This window comes from Streptomyces fulvoviolaceus, from assembly GCF_000718165.1.
Lineage (GTDB): Bacteria > Actinomycetota > Actinomycetes > Streptomycetales > Streptomycetaceae > Streptomyces > Streptomyces fulvoviolaceus.
This window is the reverse complement of sequence record NZ_JOEY01000092.1, coordinates 1-22,217: the sequence shown is the minus strand read 5'-3', so window position 1 is coordinate 22,217 and position 22,217 is coordinate 1. Positions and strand designations below refer to the sequence as shown.

The window sequence follows — 22,217 nt, the reverse complement described above, 5'->3', positions numbered from 1 at the left end:
CAGCAGTACACCTGTGTCGGCAGCAGCAACCAGCTCTGGCGCTTCACCGCTTCGGGTTCCGGCACCTACCAGGTCGTGAGCGTCAGCAGTGGCCTGTGCTTGAGTGACCTCAATGCCAGCACCACCGCCGGCAACCCCGTCATCCAGGAAACCTGCACCGCCAACACCAACAAGCAATGGCTGTTCCAGCCGGTGAGCGGCCGGTCCTGGTCGAACACGGCCGACGGTTTCGCGGCCACCGGGGGCGGCACCACCGGCGGCGCGGCGGGCACCACGGTCACCGTCACGACCTACGCCGACCTGGTGAAGTACACGGCCGCCACCGCTCCCTACGTCATCAAGGTCTCCGGAGCCATCACGGTGCCCACCTACGGCTACGAGATCCCCGTGACGTCCGACAAGACCATCGTCGGCGTCGGCACCTCGGGCCAGATCGTCAACGGCGGCTTCAACCTCGGCGCCGGTGTCCACAACGTGATCATCCGCAACCTGACCATCCGTGACACGCGGATGACCGACGACGATCCCGACGACAAGCTGTACGACTACGACGGCATCCAGATGGACACCGCGGACCACATCTGGATCGACCACAACAGGATCCAGCGGATGAACGACGGGCTCATCGACAGCCGCAAGGACACCAGCTACCTCACCGTGTCCTGGAACGACCTCGGCGAGGTCAACAAGGCCTTCGGTATCGGCTGGACGGACAACGTCACCGCCCGCATGACCATCCACCACAACTGGATCCACGACACCAACCAGCGCAACCCCAGCATCGACAACGTCGCGCTCGCGCACCTGTACAACAACTACCTGCAGAACATCACCTCGTACGGGAACCTCTCGCGAGGCGCGTCGAAGACGGTCATCGAGAACAGCTACTACGAGAACGTGAACGACCCGTACACCTACGACACCACAGCGGCGTCCCTGACCCAGACGGGCAGCGTCGTCGTCAACTGCACGGGTGACCAGAAGACCAACGGGACCACCTTCACCCCGGGCAGCTACTACAGCTACACGCTCGATGCGGCGGCCGGGCTTCCCGCCCTGCTGAAGCAGTACACCGGCCCTCAGTCCAACATCGGCACCTGACCGCCCGCCGTCCGGTGCCGCCTTTGTGCGGCGGCACCGGACGGCTCCGTGCACCCGCTGACACGTGTACCCGTACGAAGGGAGTCTCCTCAGTGCGTCCCCACGCAAGACCTCTCCGCACGGCCCGCCCGCCGAGAACCCGCCGCACGCTGGCCACCGGGCTGTGCTGCCTCAGCCTGCTCGGCACGGCGGTGGCGACGGCTCCGGCCGACACCGCCCTCACCGCCGCAGCGGGGGAGAGCACACCTCCCCTCTACCTCGACACGCGCCACTCCTTCGAGGAACGCGCCGCGGACCTGGTGTCCCGGATGACCCTCAGCGAGAAGGCGCAGCAGTTGCATACCAACAGCGCCCCGGCGATCGGTCGCCTGGGCGTGCAGCAGTACACGTACTGGAACGAGGGCCAGCACGGCGTCAACCGGCTCGGCGCCAACGTCAACGACGGTCCGGCGTCCGGCGGCGTGCACGCCACCAGCTTCCCCACCAACTTCGCCGCGGCGATGACCTGGGACCGGGACCTCATGTACCGGGCGTCGACCGCGATCTCCGACGAGATACGCGGCTTCCTGGACAAGTCGCTATGGGGCACCGGCCAGAACAACCTCGGCACCTCGAAGGACAACTACGGGTCGCTGACCTTCTGGGCGCCCACCGTGAACATGGACCGTGACCCGCGCTGGGGCCGCACGGACGAGGCGTTCGGCGAGGACCCGTACATGGTCGCCGAGTTGGCGGGCGCGTACGTCAACGGATACCAGGACCAGACGGCGGACGGAAAGCCGCGCAGCAAATACCTGAAGGTGGCCGCGACCGCCAAGCACTACGCCCTCAACAACGTCGAGCAGGACCGGATGGGCGTCAGCTCGGACACCACCGACAACGACCTGCACGACTACTACACGGCGCAGTTCAAGAGCCTGATCGAGAAGTACCGGGTCTCCGGTCTGATGACGTCCTACAACGCCATCAACGGCACGCCGTCGGCCGCCAACACCTACACCACCAACCAGATCGCCGGGCGCTCCTACGGTTTCGCCGGCTACGTCACCTCCGACTGCGACGCGGTCGGCACCACCTACCAGTCCTTCCCGCAGGGCCACGACTGGGCGCCGCCCGGCTGGACCACCGACGGCAAGGGCGCGCAGGCCACCTGGACCAACTCGGAGACCGGGCAACGCGTCTCGGGCGCCGCGGGCGGTCAGGCGTACGCGCTGCGGTCCGGCACGCACATCAACTGCACCGGTCAGGAGGCCACCGCACCGAACCTGCGCGAGGCCATCGAGGCCGGCGTCCTCAGCGAGGGCGTCATCGACAGCGCCCTGGTCCACCTGTTCACCGTACGTATGCGGACGGGCGAGTTCGACGCGCCGGAGAAGGTGCCCTACACCGGCATCGGCAAGGACGTCATCGAATCGCAGGACCACCGGGAACTCGCCCGGAAGGTCGCCGACAACGCCCTCGTCCTCCTGCAGAACGACAAGGTGTCCGGAACCGACGAGCCCCTCCTCCCGGTGAACCCCGCGCAGTTGAACAAGGTGGTGATCGTCGGGGACCTCGCGGACAAGGTGACGCTGGGCGGCTACTCGGGAGATCCGTCCGTGAAGGTGAGCGCGGTCGCCGGCATCACCGCCCAGGCGAAGGCGGCCAACCCGGACGTGGAGATCGTGTACGACGCCGCGGGCACGTCCACCACCGCGACCGGGGCGGCGGTGCTCGCCGAGCAGACGCGTGCCGGCATCAAGGACGCCGACCTGGTCGTGGTGGCCGTCGGAACGGACGCTGCTGTAGCCGACGAGGGCCAGGACCATGCCGACCTAGAAATGCCCGGAAACTACGGCTCGTTGATCGACCAGGTCACAGACCTGGGCAACCCCAGGACCGTACTGAGTATCCAGTCCAGCCGGCCGATGGAGCTGGAGGGCGTGCGCGAGAGGGTGCCGGCCGTCCTCTTCTCCGGATACAACGGGCAGAGCCAGGGGGACGCCCTGGCGGACGTCCTCTTCGGCCGGCACAACCCGAGCGGCCGGCTCAACTTCACCTGGTACAAGGACGACTCGCAGCTGCCCGACATCTCCGACTACGGCCTGAGCGCCGATGACACCGGCGGCCTCGGACGGACCTACCAGTACTTCACCGGAACCCCCACCTATCCCTTCGGACACGGCCTGAGCTACACGGACTTCGCCTACACGAACATCAAGGCGGACCGCAGGTCCGTGTCCGCGGACGGATCGGTGAACGTCGGCGTCGACGTGACCAACACCGGTGCCGTGCCCGGATCGACCGTGGCCCAGTTGTACGCCGCCACCCTCTTCGAGGCCGACGGCCGGGAGCTGCCCAAGAAGCGGCTCGCGGGCTTCCAGAAGACGCGTGTGCTCGCCCCCGGACAGACACAGCACGTCACCCTGCGCGTCAAGGTGCCCGATCTGGCGTTCTGGGACGGCGAAGCCGCCCGGCAGGTCGTCCACAACGGGAGGTACCGGTTCGAGGTCGGCCCCGACGCGTCGACCGTCAGCGGCTCCGCCACGGTCGGCGTACACGGCAAACTCTCCCCGCGTGTCCGTCACGTGACCGTGCAGCCGGAAGCCGTCGCTTACGACGTCGGCGACACCATCGACCTCACCGGCCGCAACCACTGGATCAAGGACGACACGGACCCGGCCCGCCAGCCCGGCCGGAACCTCGACGTGAAGGCCGACCACGTGGTCGAAGCCGTCAACAACGACGGCTCCTTCGTCGACGTGAAGAACCTGGGGAAGGCGAGGGTGAGTTACCGCAGCAGCGATCCGTCCGTGGCCACCGTCAGCCGCGACGGCCTCGTCACGGCGGTCGGGAACGGCGTGGCCACGATCAGCGCGGCCGTGGACGGCGTCACCGGCTCGGCCGTCATCACCGTGCACCACCCGCTCACTTTGGACACCGACCGGATGATCCGCCCCGGCCAGACCACCACCGTCAAGGCCACGTACGCCAACGGCGGCTCAACGGCCGTGCGTGATGCGGCAGTCGAGCTGACCACCCCCGACGGCTGGACGGCCGAGGCCATCACGCCCACCCGGTTCGCCCGCATCGCACCGGGCACGACGGCCTCGGTCACCTGGAAGGTCACGGTCCCCGCGAACGGCAGCCCCGGTCCATACGACCTGTCCGTACGAGCCGCCTACCGCGGTGCCAGGACGGACGACAACACGAGGCTGCGCGTCTCGGTGCCCTACGCCACGCTGAGCGACGCGCGCAACAACACCGCCGTCAGCGACGACACCCAGACCGCCCTGGCCGACATCGACGGTGCGGGACGCAGCCTGTCCGCGCAGGCTCTGGCCGAGCAGGGCATCACATCCGGCGGCACGGTCACGTACGACGGCGTGACCTTCACCTGGCCCACCACGGGCGGCGGTGCGCGCGACGACATCGCCGCCGGCGGTCAGACGGTCCCGCTCACCGGCTCGGGCACCAAACTCGGCTTCCTGGGCACCGCCACCAACGGACTGGCCTCGGACGTCGCCACGGTGACCTACACCGATGGCACCACGCAGGAGTTCACCCTGTCCTTCGCCGACTGGTGGGACAACAAGCCGGCCAAGGGAGGCGGGCTGATCGCCAGCCCCGCGTACCTCAACACCCAAAACGGCCGGACGGTCCGCAAGGTCGGCGTGTACGGCAGCACGGTGACCCTGCGGGAGGGCAGGACGCCCGCCTATGTGACCCTGCCCGCCATCAGCACGGAGGTGGGAGCAGGCCAGAACACCATGCACATCTTCGCGATCGCCCTGAACTGACCGGCGCCGGCCGGTGACCCTGGTGGTGTCAGATGTGGCGTCAAGGCCCCTGGTCGTGATGTCCGCCGATACCAGCCCGTCCTCGACTTCGGGTCAGTCCTTGTAGTCGGGGGCGATGCGCTCGACCAGTCGGAGCAGTGCCGACCAGGCGAGGTCGTATGCCTGGTCGTCCTGGAGGTCCGAGCTGTCGTCCTGGCCCGTGAGTTGGCGTGCGGTGAGTTCGCAGATGTCGGGACTGGGGGTGACGAGCCGGGTGCCCGCGGCGGTGGCTGCGGTCTGGATCTCGCATGCCTTGTCCAGGTAGTACATGCGCAGGAACGCCTGGGCGGGGGTCTCGCCGACGGTGAGCAGGCCGTGGTTGCGCAGGATCATCGCGGGGTGATCGCCGAGGTCGGCGACGAGGCGCTGCTGTTCGGCGAGGTTGAGGGCGACGCCTTCGTAGTCGTGGTAGCCGAGCCTGCCGTAGAACTCCATGGAGATCTGGTTGAGCGGGAGCAGGCCGTGTTCCTGGGCCGCGACGGCGCAGCCGGCCTTGGTGTGGGTGTGCAGGACGCAGTGGGCGTCGGACCGGGCGGCGTGGATCGCGGCGTGGATGACGAAGCCGGCGGGGTTGACCGGGTGAGGGCTCGCCTCGACGGGGCGGCCGGCCAGGTCGATCTTGACGAGGTTCGACGCGGTGATCTCCTCGAAGAGGAGACCGTAGGGGTTGATCAGGAAGTGCTGCTCCGGACCGGGGAGCCTGACGGAGATGTGCGTGAAGATCAGGTCGGTCATCCTGAAGTGCGCCACGAGGCGGTAGACCGCGGCGAGTTCGCGGCGCAGTCGCAGTTCCTCCCCGGCCGCGGCCGGTGAGCAGCGGTCGGGGCGCAGGGACAGCTCGGTCATCGGTGGCTCTCCTTCTGGGGAATGAGTGCGTGCCCCGGGCCGGTTGCCCGGGGCACGTCGGATGCTGCGGGGCTGATCAGGCCGCGCTGAACTCCGGTGTGACGGGGGCCGGTTCGCCTGCGAGGCGGCGGTGCCATGCCTCGACGACGGCCTCCTCGGTCGGCTCGGTCAGGAGGCTGACGGCCACGTAGGCGGTGAGGCCGGCGAGCAGGCCGTAGTAGATCGGCTCGTTGGCGAGGAGCCCGTCGGTCACCATGAAGGCGATGACCGTGGTGCCGCCCGCGATCATCGAGGCCATGGCGCCTTGCAGGTTTCCGCGCTTCCAGACGAGACCGCCGAGGATGGGCACGAGCAGGCCGCCGACGAGCAGGTTGTAGGCGACGGTGAGGGCTTCGATGACGTCGCCGAGGAGACAGGCGATGGCCATGGCGGTCACCCCGAGGACGACGATGGCGAACCGGTTGGAACCGATCTCGTCGCCGTCCTCGGAGCCCGTGGCGGCGGGGCCGGTACGGCGGCGCAGCCGGGCCCAGATGTCGTTGTTGGCGACGGTCGCGGAGGCGATCAGGGCGCCGCTCGCGGTGGACATCATCGCGGAGAGGGCGGCCGCCAGGACCAGGCCCCTGACCCCGGTGGGCAGGGCGTGCTGGACGATCGTGGCGAACGCCTGGTCGGCACTGGCGAGGCTGGGATAGAGGGCCTTGGTAGCCATGCCGATGACGGCGCCGGCCAGGGCGTAGACGAGACAGTAGACGCCGGCGACGGTGCCGCCCCAGGCGGCGACCTGGTCGGAGCGGGCGGTGAAGACCCGCTGCCAGATGTCCTGCCCGATGAGCATGCCGAAGGTGTAGATCAGGACGAAGGTGAGGATGGTCTGACCGCCGATGGAGGCCGGGGAGAGGTAGCCGTGCGGCAGCTTGTCGGCCATGGCCGCGAAGCCGCCGGCCCTGACCACGGCGATGGGCAGCAGCAGGACGAGCACACCGAGGCTCTTGACCACGAACTGCACCATGTCGGTGAGGGTGATGGACCACATGCCGCCGAGCGCCGAGTAGCCGACGACGATCGTGCCGCCGATGAGCACCGCGACCCAGCTGGGTACGTCGAACAGGACGTCGAAGACGCTGGCGTAGGCGATCGTGGAGGTCACGACCAGCATGAGGGTGTAGACCCACATCACGATGCCGGAGATCACGGCGGCGGTGTCGCCGTAGCGCAGGGAGAGCATCTCGGCGACGGTGTAGACCTTGAGGCGGGCGATGCGGGCCGAGAAGAAGATGCTCAGGGCCAGCAGTCCGAGTCCGATGGCGAAGACCATGGCGGCGCCGGAGATGCCGTAGGTGTAGCCCAGGCGTACGCCGCCGATGGTGGAGGCGCCGCCGAGGACGACGGCGGCCATCGTGCCGGTGTACATGAGCGGGCCCAGCCGCCTCCCGGCGACGAGGAAGTCGCTCTTGGAGGCGGCACGTTTCTTGCCCCACCAGCCGACACCGATGATGCCCAGCAGGTATGCGGCCATGACGAAGTAGTCGACGGTCATCAGATCCTCCGGGGACGAAGAGAACGAGGAGAGGTCGGCGACCGGGTGCGGGGCCGGGCCGGGGGAGGGGAGGTGTGCGCTGCGCATGTGGTGCGAGGGCGGGGGTGGTGCCCTGCGGCTGGCACGACGCTATCGGCGGTTCGTGCTGGCGCCGAGTGGCGGTTCTGTCCAATATGGAATGGCCCATTGGATGATTCCGGCACTCCTGCGTGATGCTGCCGGGCGGGGAGGATCCCTCCTGATGACCGAGTCCGAGCAGCCGTCCGTGCCCCTGAGCGTGCTGCTCGCCGACCCCGCGCTGGGCCTGCGCCAGGTCGCGGGTCCTGCCGGGGTCCACCGGGTCAGTACGGTCGGCACCACGGAGATCGAGGACCCGACCCCGTATCTGGTGGGCGGCGAACTGCTCCTCACCGCGGGCGTGCGTCTTCCTCGCGACGCGGACGGCATCGACACCTACGTACGGCAGGTCGTCGCCGCCGGAGTGAGCGCGCTCGGGTTCGGCGTCGCCCCGGTGCACGAGGAGGTACCGCAGGAGCTCATCGCCGCCTGTGACCGCCACGGGCTGCCGCTTCTACGACTGCCGCCGGCCACGCCGTTCGTGGCCGTCGGGCAAGCCGCGTACGCGGCGATCGCCGAGGCCCGCAACCGTGAGCTGCGCGAGATCTCCCGAGCACAGTCGGCGCTGGCCACGGCCGCCGCCCGGCCGGATGCGCTCCAGGCCGTGCTCGACCGGCTCAGCGCGCACACGGGCGCCTGGGCGGTCCTCTACGACGCGCAGGGCAACGAGCTGTTCAGCGCCGGTCCCCGCCCCGCGTCACCCACGCCGGAACGCGTACGTGACCTCGCCGTACGCACCACCGCCCGCGTCCGCACAGGCCCCGCCGGACGATCCGCACCGGCTGCGGCAGCCGACCACCAGGGCGGAACCCACCTGACCGTCCACACCCTGCCCGGAGCGGACGGCACCACCACGACGCCGGCCCTCGGCCAGGCCGCCACCACGGCCCCGACCCTGGTCCACCGCCAGGTCACCAGCACGGCGACCGTTCTGCTGGCCCTGCTCACCAGCCCCCGGCACGCCCTGGGCACCGACACCCACAGCGCCGGCGCGCTGGTACGGCTCATGCTGGGAGCCACCCCGGCCGACGTCGCACCCGCTCTCGTGCCCGCAGACAAGAGGAGTGCCGGCCACTGGATCGTGGTCCACGGCCGGCACACGCCCCCACGCTCCACGCCGGCACCGCACCCGGGCGACGCCCCGGCACAACTCGCCACCCTGGGCACTGCCTTGGGCACCCCCTACCTGTATGTCGACGGCTCCGAACTCAAAGCACTGGTCCCCAGTGCGGCGGACGCCCGCCCCGAGGCTCCTGCGCAGGCCGCCGACCTGGGCTGGGTCCTCGGTTTCAGCACCCCCGCGCCGGCCTCGGACCTGCCGCACGCCGATCGCCAGGCCGAACGCGCCCTCCAACGCGCGATCGCGGCCCAGGCGCCCGCCGCGGTCCACACCAGGGACCCGCTCACCGTTCACGGGCTCGTTCCCCCTGCCGACGCCCGGGATCTGGCCCGCACCCGCTTCGCCCCTCTCGACCAGGCGGGCGCGCCGGGTGCCTCGGTCCTCCTCGACACGCTGCGGACCTGGCTGACCCTGCACGGCAGTTGGGACCGCACCGCCGCGGCCCTCCACGTCCACCGCAACACCGTGCGCCACCGCTTGGCACGGGTCGGCGAACTCCTCGACGTCGACCTGCAGGACCCCGGCGTACGCATGGAACTCTGGTTCGCCCTGCAGTGGCTGCCCGGCGAGAGCGGCGAGTAAGGCGCACCCGCGGACACGACATTCCTGGGTCGGAGATGCCGGGCTACAACGCCGCTTCACGGAAGAGGGCCAGGAGGGCCTGGGCCGGCGGCGTGTCCGCGTCGAAGAACTGCGTGGCCAGCACGGGTGGCACGACCGTGCCGTGCATGCGGACCTCGTCGCAGCTGAAACAGAACGCCGCCTCGAACAGCGCCAGGTCGAGAGAGTCCTCGTACGCCCGGACACTCCAGCCCGGTGCGAAGCCGCAGCGGTGCTGTTCGCTGCCGGGCAGGTTCTCGATCAGGGCCAGGGCGTCGGTGACCTCGCTCCCGGCCCAGTGGGCGACCACTGTGCCGGGATAGGGGAGGCCTCGTTTCGCCGGGAGGGCGGAGATCCTGACGACCTCGATCAGCACAGTGGCGGCGACGGCTTCGGCGGGGAGCTGCATGTGCGCAGTCTGCCCGCCGGGGCGACGGCAGGCCGGACCTTCACGGGAGCGCGGTCAGAACCCTCGGTGGAGGCATGCGTTCACCGGGATGCCGGTGCGATTCCGCCCAGGCGGTCGGTGAGGGCCTGGGCCGTCTCGGTGACCTGCCGTCCGATTTCTGCGAGGCGGTCGTGTGTCACGCGGGAGGCCGGGCCGGAGATGCTGACTGCCGTGACGACGGCCCCGCTGTGGTTGAAGGCGGGCGCGGCCACGCAGCGGATGTCGAGTTCGTTCTCCACGTCGTCGACGGCGTAGCCGAGCTCACGGATGCGGGCGAGTTCGGCGCGCAGCTGCTCGGGCGAGGTGATGGTGGCCGGTGTGCGCGCGGGCATGCCGGCCGCTGTCACCTTGTCGAGGACGTCGTCCGTGGCGTGAGCGAGGAAGGCTTTGCCGGTGGCTGTGCAGTAGGCCGGCTGGCGCCCGCCGATCCGGGAGTGCATGCGTACGGCCTGGGGGCTCTCGACCTTGTCGATGTAGACGATCTCGGGGGGATCGAAGCTGACCAGGTGCACCGCTTCGTGTACGTCCTGGGCGAGTTGGTGCAGCAGGGGCGATGCCGTGCGCCGGATGTCGAGGCGCTCGAGGTAGAGCTGCCCGAGCAGCGCGTTCTGCGGTCCGAGCCGGTAGTGGCCGCTTTCCGGATCCTGGTCCACCAGTCGCTCCTCCCGCAGCGGGCCGACGAGCCGCAGCACGGTGCTCTTGCTCATCTGGAGGCCGGTGGCGAGGTCGGTGAGCGAGGTCCCCTGCGGATGGCCCTCGTCCTCGGCCAGGTACATCAGGATGCTCAGCGCGCGTCGCAGGGACGATGAGGCATTGCGACGGGTCACGGGCGCGTCAGAGGTGAGGTCCGCGCTGTCGGGTGAGGCCACGCCGGTTCCTCCTGTGGATGACGGCTTTGTGTTCCAGGGACATGGGAACTCTATCGTGCTGCAATGCAAAACCGTATGTCACATATTGAAATCGGCCATTGACCACCTCTGAGTGCCGGGCTAATTTCTCCGCAACGCAGTGTGAAACAACGTTTTGCACTGCAAAATCTTGCGATCGATGGCGATCAGCCCCTTCTCCGGCCGCCCAGGTCCGTCCCCAAACCCTCCCGGAAGGGAACTCATGTGATGAGACTTCGTCACGGTACTCGCACTCTGATGATGATTTGTGGCGGTGTGACCGCCATCGCATCGCTCGCCGCCTGCAGTTCCGCCGGCGGCACCACGGCCACGGGACAGCAGTCCTCGACGCTCCAGGACGTCATCAAGCGCGGCACCCTCAACGTCGCCAGCTGCCTGACGTTCCCGCCGTTCGGCTCGATGGACAAGAACAACAAGCCGCAGGGGTTCGACGTAGACGTCGCCACCGCCATGGCCACCGCCCTCGGCGTCAAGGTCAAGATCGTCGACACCACGTCCGCCAACCGCATTCCCAACCTGCAGACCAAGAAGGTCGACGCGGTGGTCTGCAACTTCACCACCACCGCCGAGCGGGCGAAGCAGGTCGCCTTCAGCGACCCCTACATCGTCGCGGGTGAGGTGATGCTGGTGAAGAAGTCCAGCGGCATCTCCACCCTGAAGGACCTCAGTGGCAAGACGGTCGCCGTGACCAAGGGATCCACCAACGGTGACGCGGTCAAGGCCGGCAACCCCGAGGCGAAGATCCAGGAGTACGACACCTCCTCCGCCGGTGTGCTCGCCGTCAAGCAGGGCCAGGCCGACGCCATGGTCGAGGACTCCAACTTCCTCAACTTCCAGGCCAAGTCGGATTCCTCCCTCAAGGTCACCAAGGACTCCGTGGTTCCGCTGGAGTACAACGGCATCGGCGTTCCGCTGGGCGACGCCACCTGGCTGCAGTGGGTCAACACGTGGCTGCGCGAGTTCAACACTTCCGGACAGGCCAACGCCCTCTACAAGAAGTGGTTCGGCGTCGACCGCGTCTACCCGCTCAACCCGTCCTACTGAGTCCCGGTCGGGCGGCGGCCTGCCTGCCGCCGCCCCGTGGAGGAGTCCCATGTTCGTTGACTGGACCTACGCCCTCCGGGACTGGGCCACCTATCTCGACGCGGCCTGGCTGTCCCTGAAACTCTCGCTCGAAGCCTTCGCGCTCGCCTTCGTCCTCGGCCTGCTCGGCGCGCTGGCCCGCAGATCCCGCCACGCGGTGCTGCGCGCGCCCGCCGCCGTCTACGTCGAGGTCATCCGCAACACACCTGTGCTGCTGCAGATGTTCGTCGTCTACTTCGCGCTCCCGTCCGCCGGTCTGCGACTGAGCCCGGTGCAGGCCGGAGTGCTCGCCCTCGGCGTGAACGTCGGCGCGTACCTCACCGAGATCTTCCGCGCCGGCATCCAGGCCGTCCCGCGCGGCCAGAGTGAAGCCGCCCGGGTACTGGCCCTGAGCCCGCTGCGCACCTTCGCGCATGTGGTGCTTCCGCAGGCCCTGCGCAACGTCTACCCCGCGGTGGTGAACCAGCTGGTCCAGATCATCCTGGGCTCGTCACTGCTCTCCGCCATCTCCGTGCCCGAACTGACGGGCACGGCCATGGTCATCAACTCCCGCACGCTGCTGACCGTGCAGGTCTTCGGTATCGCCGCGGTGCTCTACCTGGTCCTCACCAACGCGGTCGTCCTCGTGGCCGGGCTCATCGGGAGAGTTGCGTTCAAGCCGCCGCTGCGTCCCGCCGAGCGACCCCGTCCCCTGAGCGCCGTACGCCGTCTGCTGCCGGCCCGTTCCGCGCGTCCCGGCCAGCCCGTTCACAAGGAGGCCTGATGGACTGGTCGGTCATCTGGTCGAACCGCGAACTGTACGTCTCCGGCCTGTGGGCCACCGTACTGCTGTCGATCGCGGCGATCGCCACCGGAACGCTCCTCGGGCTGCTCGTCGCGGCCGTGCGCACCAGCCGGATCCCGGTGCTGGCGCAGCTCGCCCGGGGCTACCTGGAGGTCTTCCGCGGCACACCGCTGCTGATCCAGATGCTCTTCATCTACTTCGGCGCGGCATACCTGGGCCTCGTGGGCATCACCGTCTTCGGCGCGGCCCTGCTCGCCCTGACGCTCTATCAGGGCGCCTACATCGCGGAGATCTTCCGGGCCGGCATCGAGGCGGTGCCCCGCGGCCAGTGGGAGGCGTCGCGGGTACTGGGCCTGCCCCGCATCCAGACGTTCCTGAGCGTCATCCTTCCCCAGACCCGCGCGATCGTCCTTCCCCCGCTGGTCGGCCAGTACCTCTCCCTGATCAAGGACACCTCGATCGCCGTGGTGATCGGGTATGTCGAACTCGTCCGCCAGGGACAGGCCGTCATCGACCGTGTGGGAGACCCCGGCACGTCCTACATCGCTGTCGCGGTCCTGTACTTCGTCATCTGTTACCCGCTGTCGCTGCTCGTGCGGCGCATGGAGCGAAAGGCTGTCACCGCATGATGATCACCGACCCCGCCGCCCAGCAGAAGGCGGTGACCACCTCGCGGATCTCTCTGTCCGGCGTGCACAAGCGCTTCGGTGAACTGGAGGTCCTCAAGGGAGTCGACATCGATGTGGAGCCTGGCGAGGTCGTCGTCCTCATCGGCGCCAGCGGCTCCGGGAAGAGCACCCTGCTGCGCATCATGTGCGACCTGGAGCGCGCGGACAGCGGGGCGGTGTGGGTGGGTGGCGTCCCGCTGCACGACCGTAAGCGCGCGCCTGAGATCTTCGGGCATGTCGGGATGGTCTTCCAGCAGTTCAACCTCTTCCCGCACAAGACGGCGCTGGGCAACGTCACGCTCGCCCTGCTGAAGGTCAGGAAGCTCTCCCGCGCGGAGGCCGAGGAGCGCGGCCGGGCCGCCCTGAAACGGGTCGGGCTCGCCGACAAGGCCGACGCCTACCCCGCACAGCTCTCCGGTGGCCAGCAGCAGCGCGTCGCCATCGCCCGCGCACTGGCCATGGACCCCGCGATCATGTTCTTCGACGAACCGACCTCCGCTCTCGATCCCGAACTCGTCGGCGAGGTCACCGGCGTCATGCGTTCGCTCGCCGAGGACGGCATGACCATGGTCGTCGTCACCCACGAGATGCGCTTCGCCAAGGACACCGCCGACCGCGTCGTGTTCATGGACGGCGGCGTGGTCCTCGAACAGGGCCCGCCCGAGCAGGTCTTCGGCAGTCCCGCCGAGCAGCGCACCCAGCAGTTCCTGCACCGCGTCCTGGACACCTGAGGGGCCCTCCTCCCGTCCTGACACAGCTTTCTGAGAACCCGCAGAAGGAACCCTCGTGCTCCTCCCACCCCCTTCTCCCCGTGCGCCGTCCGGCTCCGAGACCACAGCCGACGTGGTGTGCATCGGAGAAACCATGGCCGTACTCAGCCCTTGGGACACCCGGCCTCTCGCGCACCAGAGCGCGCTGGCGCTCGCCGTGGGCGGAGCGGAGTCCAACGTGGCCTGCGCCCTGGTCGCCCTGGGGCACAGCGCAGCCTGGCTGGGCAGGGTGGGCGACGATCCCCTCGGACGGCGCGTCCTGGACGACCTCACCGCGCGCGGCGTCGACGTCTCCACCGTCGAGACGGACGCAGTGCGGCCGACCGGCGTCTACTTCAAGGACCCCGGCCCCGACGGCACCGGCACGTACTACTACCGCCGGGACTCCGCGGCCGCCGCCATGGATCCCGGCCTGGCGAGCCTTCCACTGCTCCACCGAGCCCGCGTGCTGCACCTCTCCGGCATCACCGCAGCACTCTCGGACAGCTGCGCGGATCTGGTCACCCACATCGTCGCGCGGCGCGCCGTCCCCGGTCCGGTCATCTCCTTCGACGTCAACTACCGCCCAACCCTGTGGCGGCACCGCCCGGCCGACGCCGGTCCCGTGCTGAGGGAACTGGCCCGTTGCGCCGACGTCGTGTTCGTCGGACGCGACGAGGCCGAGAACCTGTGGGGCACCCGCACAGCGCAAGAAGTCCGCGGCCTCCTCGGCCCCGGCCCGGTGCTGGTCGTGAAGGACGCCGGGCACGGAGCAACGGCGTACGGCGCCGACGGCGAGGAGACCTTCGTCCCCACCCCCGCCACCCGGGTCGTCGAACGCGTAGGAGCCGGTGACGCCTTCGCCGCCGGCTACCTGGCCGCCCTCCTGGAGGGCCGCACCCGCGCGAACGGACTGCGCCTGGGCCACCTGATGGCCGCAGCGACGCTGGGTACGCGGGAGGACGTCCCGACCGTCCTGACCCGCGACACCCTCGACCGACACCTCGCACTCGACAACGCGGACTGGTCGGCCCTGCGCCTGGCATGAGCCCGGCAAGCGCATGACCGGCGTTCCGCGAGCAGGTGGGTTCCGCCGATCTGATCCGCTCTGGTCTGCTCTGGATCGGTCCAACCCCGTCTGGGTCGTTCACCTGGAATTAACCGCGAATACTCACAACGTTCAGAGCTTCATTAAAGAAGCCTCTCATCCCTTACCAATTTCCTACCTCAAGGCTGTTGGGCAGAGCCCGAACATCTGAGAGGGAGCAATGACTGGTTGGCTGAAGCGCACTCGTCCGTCCGGAGGGCGGACAGTGCGGGAAGCAGAGCCCGTGACAACGGGAGGAGCGCCACCCACGGTCGCGGACGGAGGCGCGCTGAGGGTGGCCAGCAGACTGCATGCCTTCAATCGGTACGAACTCAAGTACCTGGTCCCCGTACAACAAGCGGCCGAGATCCGCGACGAGTTGGCCCAACGCATGGACACCGACCTGCACAGTCCGGTCGGCGGCTACGGCGTGTGGAGCCTCTATTACGACACCCCCCAACTCCGCTTCTACTGGGAGAAGATCGAAGGCCTGAAGTTCCGGCGCAAGCTCCGGATCCGGCACTACGGAGACCTGGACGGCGTCACCGACGAGTCCCCGGTCTGCGTGGAGATCAAGCAACGGGTCAACCGGGTCACCCAGAAGCGTCGTATCACCCTGCCGTACGCCACGGCCCGGCAACTGTGCGACGAGCGCGAGCTGATCGAGCACACCCCGAAGGAGGAGGGCTTCGTCCACGAGGTCCTCGAACTGGTCGTCAGGCTGAACCTTCAGCCCATGGCCATCACCGGATACCAGCGCGAGGCCCTGATCGGCCGTGACCAGGACACCGGGCTGCGGGTCACCTTCGACCGGCGGATCCGAGGGCGCGACCGCGACTTCCACTTCGGCACACCCGGCGTGGAGAACCGCTTCACCATCCCGCCGCACATGTCGGTGATGGAGATCAAGGTGAACGAGCGCGCCCCGTACTGGATCACCGATCTGGCCGCCAGGCGCAACCTGAACCTGGTCCGCGTCTCCAAGTACGTCCAGAGCATCGAGGCGTTCGGCCTGGCCCCCCGATCCGTCTTCCACGTCCGCGAGGAGGACCTTCCTCCGGCCCCCGTCCCCACCGTGGCGTACGGCGCCGCGGCCCACCCCACATCCCCCACGACCCAGCGCACCGCGGAGGCACTTCACCCGTGAACCTCGATCTGCAAGACCTGAGCGGCACGTTCAGCGTCACCGACATCGTCCTCGCCATGACGCTGTCCTTCGTCCTGTCCACCGTCATCGGCTACGTCTACCGGGCCACGCACAAGAACGTCTCGTACAGCCAGTCGTACGTACAGACGCTGGTCATCGTCGGCATGGTCGTCGCGCTGATCATGCTGGTCGTCGGCTCCAACCTGGCCCGTGCCTTCTCCCTGGTGGGCGCGCTGTCCGTGGTCCGCTTCCGCAACGCGGTCAAGGAGACCCGGGACGTCGGCTTCATCTTCCTGGTGATGGCCGTCGGCATGGCGTGCGGCGCCCGCTTCTACACCCTCGCCGCCGTCGGCGGCATCGTCATCGCGCTGATCATCCTGGCGATGAGCAAGTTCAACTGGTTCGCCCTCAACGTCCAGCGCCAGGTCGTCAAGGTGCAGGTCCCGGCCGGCGAGGACCACACCCAGGTCATCCAGGATGTCCTGCTGCGGTTCACCGACGAGTTCGAGCTGGTGAGCACGGAGTCCATCCGCGGCGGCACGCTGACCGAGGTGTTCTACACCGTCCGGATCAAGAAGGGGCACGAGCCAGGCGAACTGGTCGCCGCCCTCCAGGAGCGCACCATGGGCCAGCGGGTGACGGTCCTGACCGGTTACGACCAGACGGACCTCTGATGGCGGCCCCCCGCAAGCGGCTGGTGCACCGCATCCCGCTGCGGCTGCGCCACCACTGGAAGCCGACGGCGTTCCTCGCTGCCGGGATGGCCGCCCTGCTGTTCGTTTTCGGAGACGTACGCATCACCCCCTTCGTGACCAGTGCCTCCACGGCGGACGCCGACGAGATCACCGAGAACGTCACCGGAGCCTTCGACCTGTTCGACGAGTCGCGAGCGCACTCGATCCAACTCGAGTTCGACCAGACCGACTTCGACGACATGATGGACAAGTACCAGGAGGAGGGGGAGAAGGAGTTCATCGAGGCCGACCTCACCATCGACGGCGTGTACCTGAACGACGTCGGCATCCGCCTCAAGGGCAACTCCACACTGCAGAGCCTGCGCAGCGGGTCTCAGGGCGGCGGAGGCCAGGGCGGCCCTGCAGGGCAGGAAGGGCAGCAGCAGAACGGCGGGCAGCAGCAGGACGGTGGCCAGCAGCAGGACGGTGCTCAGCAGCAGGACGGTGCTCAGCAGCCGGAGACCGATGACCAGCAGGGAGAGCAGGGAGAGCAGGGAGAGCAGGGAGAGCAGGGACAGCAGGCCGGCGGCATGAGAGGCGGCGGGGGAGGGATGACGCAGTACAACCTCTCCGCTTCCAAGCCCGAGGAACTGCCCTGGCTCATCAGCATCGACGAATATGTCGAGGGCCGCGCCTACCAGGGTCACCGCGAGCTCTCCCTGCGCCCCGGAGTCGACGACGCGCTGCCACTCAACGAGGCCCTGTCGCTGTCCCTGATGGAGAAGTCGGACCAGACGGCCGAACAGTTCGCGTTCACCGCCGTGAAGGTCAACAACCGTCCGGCCGCGACCCGGCTCATGGTCGAGAACCCGAGCAAGGACTACGCCGACACGCAGATCAGCGGCACAGGTGTGGCGTACAAGGCGCGTGCGGGCGGCAGTTTCGACTACGTCGGCGACGACCCCACCGACTACGAGACGTCCTTCAAACAGCTCAATCTGAAGGGCAGCCAGGACCTCTCGCCGGTGATGAGGCTCCTCAAGTGGGTCAACCAGGCGTCGGACGAGGAGTTCGCCGCAGATCTCGACGAGTACGTCGACGTGGACTCCTTCGCGGAGTACGCGGCGACGCAGAACCTGATCCTGAACTCCGACGACATGGCCGGACCGGGCAGCAACTACGTTCTCTGGTACGACCTCGACACCAAGAAGTTCTCCGTCCTCGGCTGGGACTTCAACCTCACCTTCAACGGCGACGCCGGCACCGGGCCCGACGACACCACGAGCATGGGCGGCGGAGGAGGAGGAGGCGCCATGCCCGGCGCAACCGACCGCGAAGGCGCGGCCGAAGGGCTGCCGGAAGGCACCACCATGCCATCGGGTATGCCATCGGGTATGCCGTCCGGGATGCCGCAGGCGCCCGGTGGCGATCAGAACGGTGCTGCGCAGGGCGGTGACAGCGCGGACGGAGACCAGGCGGGCGCGATGCCCGGAGGGGGAGGCGGCGGAGGCCGAATGGGCGGCAACATCCTCAAGGAGCGCTTCCTGGAGACGGACGCCTTCGACTCCGCTTACCACACGGCGTACAAGAAGCTGTACCAGCAGTTCTACGCCTCCGGGTACGCACTGGACGCCCTCGACTCCCTCGGCGCGCAGGCCAAAAGGGCGGGCGCCGAGGCATCAGGAGTGACCAGCGCGGTGAAGTCCCTGCGCAGCACGGTCACTTCGCGGACGGAGAGCCTCGCGAAGAACGAGGTGATCACTGGCTGACCGCATTTCCACGGCAGCGACAGATCGGCGACCGTCCCCGTCCGGGGCGGTCGCCGACGTGTTCCGACGACGACGCGCCTCTCTTTCGCACAGCCGTCACAACCCGGGGCGTCCTGCCCCGCCCCGCAACCGTGGCGTTGCGGGTGAGCTCTAGGCCGCATCGGAGCCGCTGCTGCCGAGGAGCCACAACCGGTGAGGCCGATGACGGGGCCATTGCCCCCAACTCGCCGATTCGTCAGCGGACTCAACACCCGGCCAAGGCTGCTTGACAAGCCACTGGCTCAGTCAGGCGGTGAAGGCGACGCGGAATGTTGCTCGGCTCTGGCGACGCGTTCCTCAAGGGCCCGGATACGGTCGTAGAGATCGACCAGGGTCACGCCGTTGGCCACCACACCGGGGCGCTGCCAGTGCCTCCGCACAAACTCCTCTCGGCTCTCCTGAGGCGCCTGCTGGAGTCCGGTCGAAGCCGCGGCGCCCGGTGCCGTCGCAGACCTGGGCTCGTCTTGCCCCAGCGAGGCCTTTTGCAGCTTCAGCACAGCAATCGCACCGAGCACGAACACCACGAGAGCGGCGACGGGTATCAGCAACGCCCAGCTGGCCGACATGAGAACCCCCTAGTCCCTGACAGTGGGGTGACACTATCGGTCCTCGGCCGCGTCCGGAGTCAGCCCTTCCAGGGGTCCTGCGGAGTCTCGGCGGCTGCTTGCACCTTGTGGTCGACGAGTTCAGCAACACCTCGTGCCCAGGCGGCCCGTCGGGTAGTGCGGGGTTGCTGAAACTCCCACACGGATTCCCGGGAGACCTGGCCGAGGGTGTTCTCGGCCCCGGGGCCAGAGCGGACAGCTCACGAGAACCGCGCCTTGAAAATGCGATTGCCGGCCTCTGGCCACGCTGACACGATGGTCGGCGTGATCACTGCTGAGACGCCGGACTGCCTGATCGTGACGGGGATGCCGGGGGCTGGGAAGTCGACGGTGACCAGGCTCGTCGCAGAGCGACTGCCGCGTTCCGCTCGACTTGACGGCGATGAGCTCAACAGGATGATTGTCAACGGTTTCGTCTGGGCCCTGGGCGAGCCCGCCGACGAAGCGGCGCGGCAAGTGGAGCTGTTGCACCGCAATCTGTGCGCGCTGGCGAACAACTTCGCCGACGCCGGCTTCACGCCGCTGATCGATGCGATGATCCCCTCCCGCGAGAAGCTGGACTTCTTCCTCGATCTCCTCCCGGCTCGACAGGTCCTGTTCGTCGTCCTCGCACCGGGCATCGAAGCGTGCCAGTACCGCAACACCATCCGTGATCCGCGGGAGCGGTTCGACTTCGACGGCTATGACGATCTCGATGCCGGCATGAAGCGCGAGCTCGGCGATGTCGGCTGGTGGTTCGACACCGCGGCCCATACTCCCGAGGAGACCGCCGACCGCATCGTCCGGGAAGCGCGCCATCGCGCCCTGGCGAACTGAACAGGTTGGTTTGTCACCCGTCGCACCATCACTGAGACCCGGCTCGGGCCCGGGACTCTGTCTGCCGGCACGCACGCGCTGCACAGAGACCCCGTGTTCTTCCCGGACTGCGACACCCCCGTCAAGGAACAACTGAAGGTGCCCGAGACCTACTCACCCTGGTTCCCCACCGATCCGCAGACGTCCCCGACCCTTCCCTTGGCGCCGCATTTGGCGCACCGTGCTTGACCGTGCCTGGGGTGGCGGCAGTCACGGTCATACCAGCTATCCGAAGGTGCGATGCCCCTGGACGGCACGGATCCTTGTTCTCGCCGATACGGCGTACCTACGCTTCCAGTACCGCACTCCGGCGGCATGGAACAAGGGATATGGCAATCATGGGTCGACTGGCCGGGAAAATCGCCTTCATCAGCGGAACGGGGGCCGGGATTGGGCGGGGTGCTGCTCAGGTATTCGCCGCGGAAGGCGCCACGGTATTCGGCTGCGACATCGATTCCGACTCCGCCGCCGAAACGGTCGCGCTCGTGGAGAAGGCCGGGGGAACCATGAAGTCCCTCGCCCCCGTGGACCTGTCAACCGAGGACGGCGCCCGGGAGTGGATCGAAGCCGGCATAGCGGCCTTCGGCGGTATCGACATCCTTTACAACAACGCCTCGGCCCTGCGGAACGGGCCGTTCGAAACGATGCCTGCCGAGGACTGGTACTTCACCATCAAGAACGAGCTCGACATCCCGTATTTCTGTACGCAGGCTGCCTGGCCGCACCTGATCGCCCGGGGCGGCGGCGCCGTCCTCAACGTCGCGTCGGTCGCCGCCGTGCGGGGCGCGCCCTTCATGCCGATGGTGCCGCACGGTGCTGCCAAGGGCGGGGTGCTGGCGATGAGCATGCACTTGTGCGCGGCCGGCGCTCCGCACCACATCCGCGTCAACACCGTCGCGCCCGGTATGATCCACACCTCCGCGACCGCTCCCTTCCTCGACGACCCGAACGGGCCGAAAGCCCAGCTGGAGGCGCGTATCCCAGTGGGCCGCGTGGGGCAGCCGGAGGACATCGCGCGCGCTGCGGCCTTCCTGTGCTCGGACGAGGCGGCCTTCGTGAACGGCGCCAACCTCATGGTCGACGGCGGCGACAGCGCGATGGCGGGCTGACCGGCGGCCTGCCCCGTCGAACGCCGCGAGTACGCGGCTCTATCACGTCGGCGTCAACGTCCGCGATCTGCGCGCACTGGATCCGCTGATCGCCGCCCTCACCGAGGAATACCGGCACATCGCGGTCACCACGCAGAACTCGACCCCGTTTACGCGGCCCTGGTCGATTACAGCGCCGGCGAGGAGATGAAGTCCGGGCCCTACCGGGCTGGGTGATTGCCGGCGCAGAAGGCGTTGCGTCGCGGGCGGAGTCCTGCGCGGCGCAGGCAGGCGTGACAGCTTCGTCGAATCCACCTCGTAGGTGGCCAGCAGGCTCGTGCGTGCCAGAGCGTCGGCGATGTACTGCCGGTCGCCGTTGCTCTTTGCGAGGTGCGGGGACTGGGAGAAGTACGGGCAGGCGGTGCTGTACCGGCGGGCATCGAAGTAGGCCCAACCGTTCCTAAGGACTGAGCGGGAGTGAGTCCTGTTGCCAGGATTCATGTTCAGCCGAACGCTCCGAACGGCGTTGGGCGTTCTGGTTGCCCGCGTTCGCTCCACGGTCCGGCGGCACGGATCGTGTCCGTGGTCCGGGAACGGGAGGGCGGGGTCCCTCACGCCCAAAAACACGCCGGTCGGCCTGGACGGTCCGATGCCCCGCACGATCACTCCGGTCGTGTGGGGGCGGTGCCGTCCGTCGCCGGACCGGATGCCGGAGGTGTAGGCCGGATCGACCGCGATGATCGTGATGCCGGTCTGGTCGGCCATGGCGGTGAGCCGGGCGCGGAGCCGGCCGGTGGGCATGCCCGAGATTAACTGCCGGAACCGCTTGCGGCGGCCGTGCTTCTCCCGGGTCTTCTCCGCGCCGAAGTCCAGAGACCTGGGCATCACGGTGATCGGCCGTGCCGGTGAGGTCGTAGAAGAAGCGGCGCGGCGTCCCGGTCGGGTTGCCGTGGGTGTCGAGGCGCCAGGCGGCCAGGTGGTCGGCGTTCATGTCGACGCCGATCACACCGTGCGTAAGGGCGGCGGTGAACGGGATGGTCTTCGCCACCGGGATCTGCCAGGAGGCGGTCACATACCAGCGCCCCCGTGCCGTGTCGTAGTGGATGCGGTAGGCGACCGACCGGTTCGCCTCCACCCGGTCCGCCCACTCGGGCCCGCGGTGCGGGAAGGT

At 68.4% G+C, this 22,217-nt stretch carries 18 protein-coding genes and 1 pseudogene; 13 read left to right on the top strand and 6 right to left on the bottom strand.

Annotated elements, in window-relative coordinates:
* The coding region (locus IG08_RS0150625) for a pectate lyase family protein (protein WP_030620917.1) at positions 1-1,101 on the top strand (1,101 nt) is incomplete at its 5' end.
* 92 nt (positions 1,102-1,193) lie between these two features.
* Positions 1,194-4,880, top strand: a complete 3,687-nt coding sequence (locus tag IG08_RS0150620; RefSeq protein ID WP_052425293.1) for a glycoside hydrolase family 3 C-terminal domain-containing protein — start codon at positions 1,194-1,196, stop codon at positions 4,878-4,880.
* A 93-nt stretch (positions 4,881-4,973) separates the two neighbouring features.
* Here the strand turns inward: IG08_RS0150620 and IG08_RS0150615 are convergent, their stop codons facing one another.
* Both IG08_RS0150615 and IG08_RS0150610 read right to left on the bottom strand, forming a co-directional pair.
* The gene (locus IG08_RS0150615; protein ID WP_030620912.1) at positions 4,974-5,765 is read right to left on the bottom strand and encodes a class II aldolase/adducin family protein; all 792 of its coding nucleotides are present in this window, start codon (positions 5,763-5,765) and stop codon (positions 4,974-4,976) included.
* Positions 5,766-5,841: 76 nt separating this feature from the next.
* Positions 5,842-7,305 carry a sodium:solute symporter family protein gene (locus tag IG08_RS0150610; protein ID WP_030620910.1) on the bottom strand — a complete coding sequence of 488 codons (1,464 nt, stop codon included), beginning with the start codon at positions 7,303-7,305 and terminating at the stop codon, positions 5,842-5,844.
* Between the two features lie 241 nt (positions 7,306-7,546).
* Here IG08_RS0150610 and IG08_RS0150605 point away from each other — a divergent pair, with 241 nt between their 5' ends.
* Positions 7,547-9,124 (top strand): PucR family transcriptional regulator, encoded by a 1,578-nt coding sequence (locus IG08_RS0150605; protein WP_030620907.1) that lies wholly within the window; start codon positions 7,547-7,549, stop codon positions 9,122-9,124.
* Positions 9,125-9,167: 43 nt separating this feature from the next.
* On the opposite strand, the gene IG08_RS0150600 is transcribed toward IG08_RS0150605, so the two are convergent.
* Complete coding sequence (locus IG08_RS0150600; RefSeq protein WP_030620903.1) at positions 9,168-9,551, bottom strand: hypothetical protein; 384 nt, start codon at positions 9,549-9,551, stop codon at positions 9,168-9,170.
* An 80-nt stretch (positions 9,552-9,631) separates the two neighbouring features.
* Positions 9,632-10,459, bottom strand: a complete 828-nt coding sequence (locus tag IG08_RS0150595; RefSeq protein WP_030620901.1) for an IclR family transcriptional regulator — start codon at positions 10,457-10,459, stop codon at positions 9,632-9,634.
* 294 nt (positions 10,460-10,753) lie between these two features.
* Here IG08_RS0150595 and IG08_RS0150590 point away from each other — a divergent pair, with 294 nt between their 5' ends.
* From IG08_RS0150590 to IG08_RS0150555, 8 genes are all read left to right on the top strand, one after another.
* Positions 10,754-11,542 carry an ABC transporter substrate-binding protein gene (locus IG08_RS0150590; RefSeq protein WP_078656103.1) on the top strand — a complete coding sequence of 263 codons (789 nt, stop codon included), beginning with the start codon at positions 10,754-10,756 and terminating at the stop codon, positions 11,540-11,542.
* A gap of 49 nt (positions 11,543-11,591) precedes the next feature.
* Positions 11,592-12,344 (top strand): amino acid ABC transporter permease, encoded by a 753-nt coding sequence (locus IG08_RS0150585; protein WP_030620895.1) that lies wholly within the window; start codon positions 11,592-11,594, stop codon positions 12,342-12,344.
* Entirely contained in the window at positions 12,344-12,994 is a 651-nt protein-coding gene (locus IG08_RS0150580) for an amino acid ABC transporter permease (RefSeq protein WP_030620892.1), read from the top strand. The genes IG08_RS0150585 and IG08_RS0150580 overlap by 1 nt, the downstream gene beginning before the upstream one ends.
* On the top strand, positions 12,994-13,764 hold the full coding sequence (locus IG08_RS0150575) for an amino acid ABC transporter ATP-binding protein (RefSeq protein ID WP_030620887.1): 771 nt from the start codon (positions 12,994-12,996) through the stop codon (positions 13,762-13,764). Before IG08_RS0150580 ends, IG08_RS0150575 begins: the two co-directional genes overlap by 1 nt.
* Positions 13,765-13,819: 55 nt before the next feature.
* Entirely contained in the window at positions 13,820-14,830 is a 1,011-nt protein-coding gene (locus tag IG08_RS0150570) for a sugar kinase (RefSeq protein ID WP_338060196.1), read from the top strand.
* Positions 14,831-15,164: 334 nt separating this feature from the next.
* Complete coding sequence (locus IG08_RS0150565) at positions 15,165-16,016, top strand: polyphosphate polymerase domain-containing protein (RefSeq protein ID WP_052425292.1); 852 nt, start codon at positions 15,165-15,167, stop codon at positions 16,014-16,016.
* On the top strand, positions 16,013-16,690 hold the full coding sequence (locus IG08_RS0150560) for a DUF4956 domain-containing protein (protein ID WP_030620880.1): 678 nt from the start codon (positions 16,013-16,015) through the stop codon (positions 16,688-16,690). The genes IG08_RS0150565 and IG08_RS0150560 overlap by 4 nt, the downstream gene beginning before the upstream one ends.
* Positions 16,690-18,459, top strand: coding sequence for a CotH kinase family protein (locus tag IG08_RS0150555; RefSeq protein WP_030620877.1), 1,770 nt, complete (start codon positions 16,690-16,692; stop codon positions 18,457-18,459). The genes IG08_RS0150560 and IG08_RS0150555 overlap by 1 nt, the downstream gene beginning before the upstream one ends.
* Positions 18,460-18,740: 281 nt before the next feature.
* On the opposite strand, the gene IG08_RS0150550 is transcribed toward IG08_RS0150555, so the two are convergent.
* Complete coding sequence (locus tag IG08_RS0150550) at positions 18,741-19,064, bottom strand: hypothetical protein (RefSeq protein WP_030620873.1); 324 nt, start codon at positions 19,062-19,064, stop codon at positions 18,741-18,743.
* 294 nt (positions 19,065-19,358) lie between these two features.
* Between IG08_RS0150550 and IG08_RS0150545 the strand changes: the two genes are divergently transcribed.
* Positions 19,359-19,919, top strand: coding sequence for an AAA family ATPase (locus IG08_RS0150545; protein WP_043457413.1), 561 nt, complete (start codon positions 19,359-19,361; stop codon positions 19,917-19,919).
* A 368-nt stretch (positions 19,920-20,287) separates the two neighbouring features.
* The gene (locus IG08_RS0150540; RefSeq protein ID WP_234343202.1) at positions 20,288-21,067 is read left to right on the top strand and encodes an SDR family NAD(P)-dependent oxidoreductase; all 780 of its coding nucleotides are present in this window, start codon (positions 20,288-20,290) and stop codon (positions 21,065-21,067) included.
* Positions 21,068-21,506: 439 nt separating this feature from the next.
* Here the strand turns inward: IG08_RS0150540 and IG08_RS58395 are convergent.
* Positions 21,507-22,217: pseudogene (locus IG08_RS58395) on the bottom strand (IS200/IS605 family accessory protein TnpB-related protein); the annotation flags it as partial.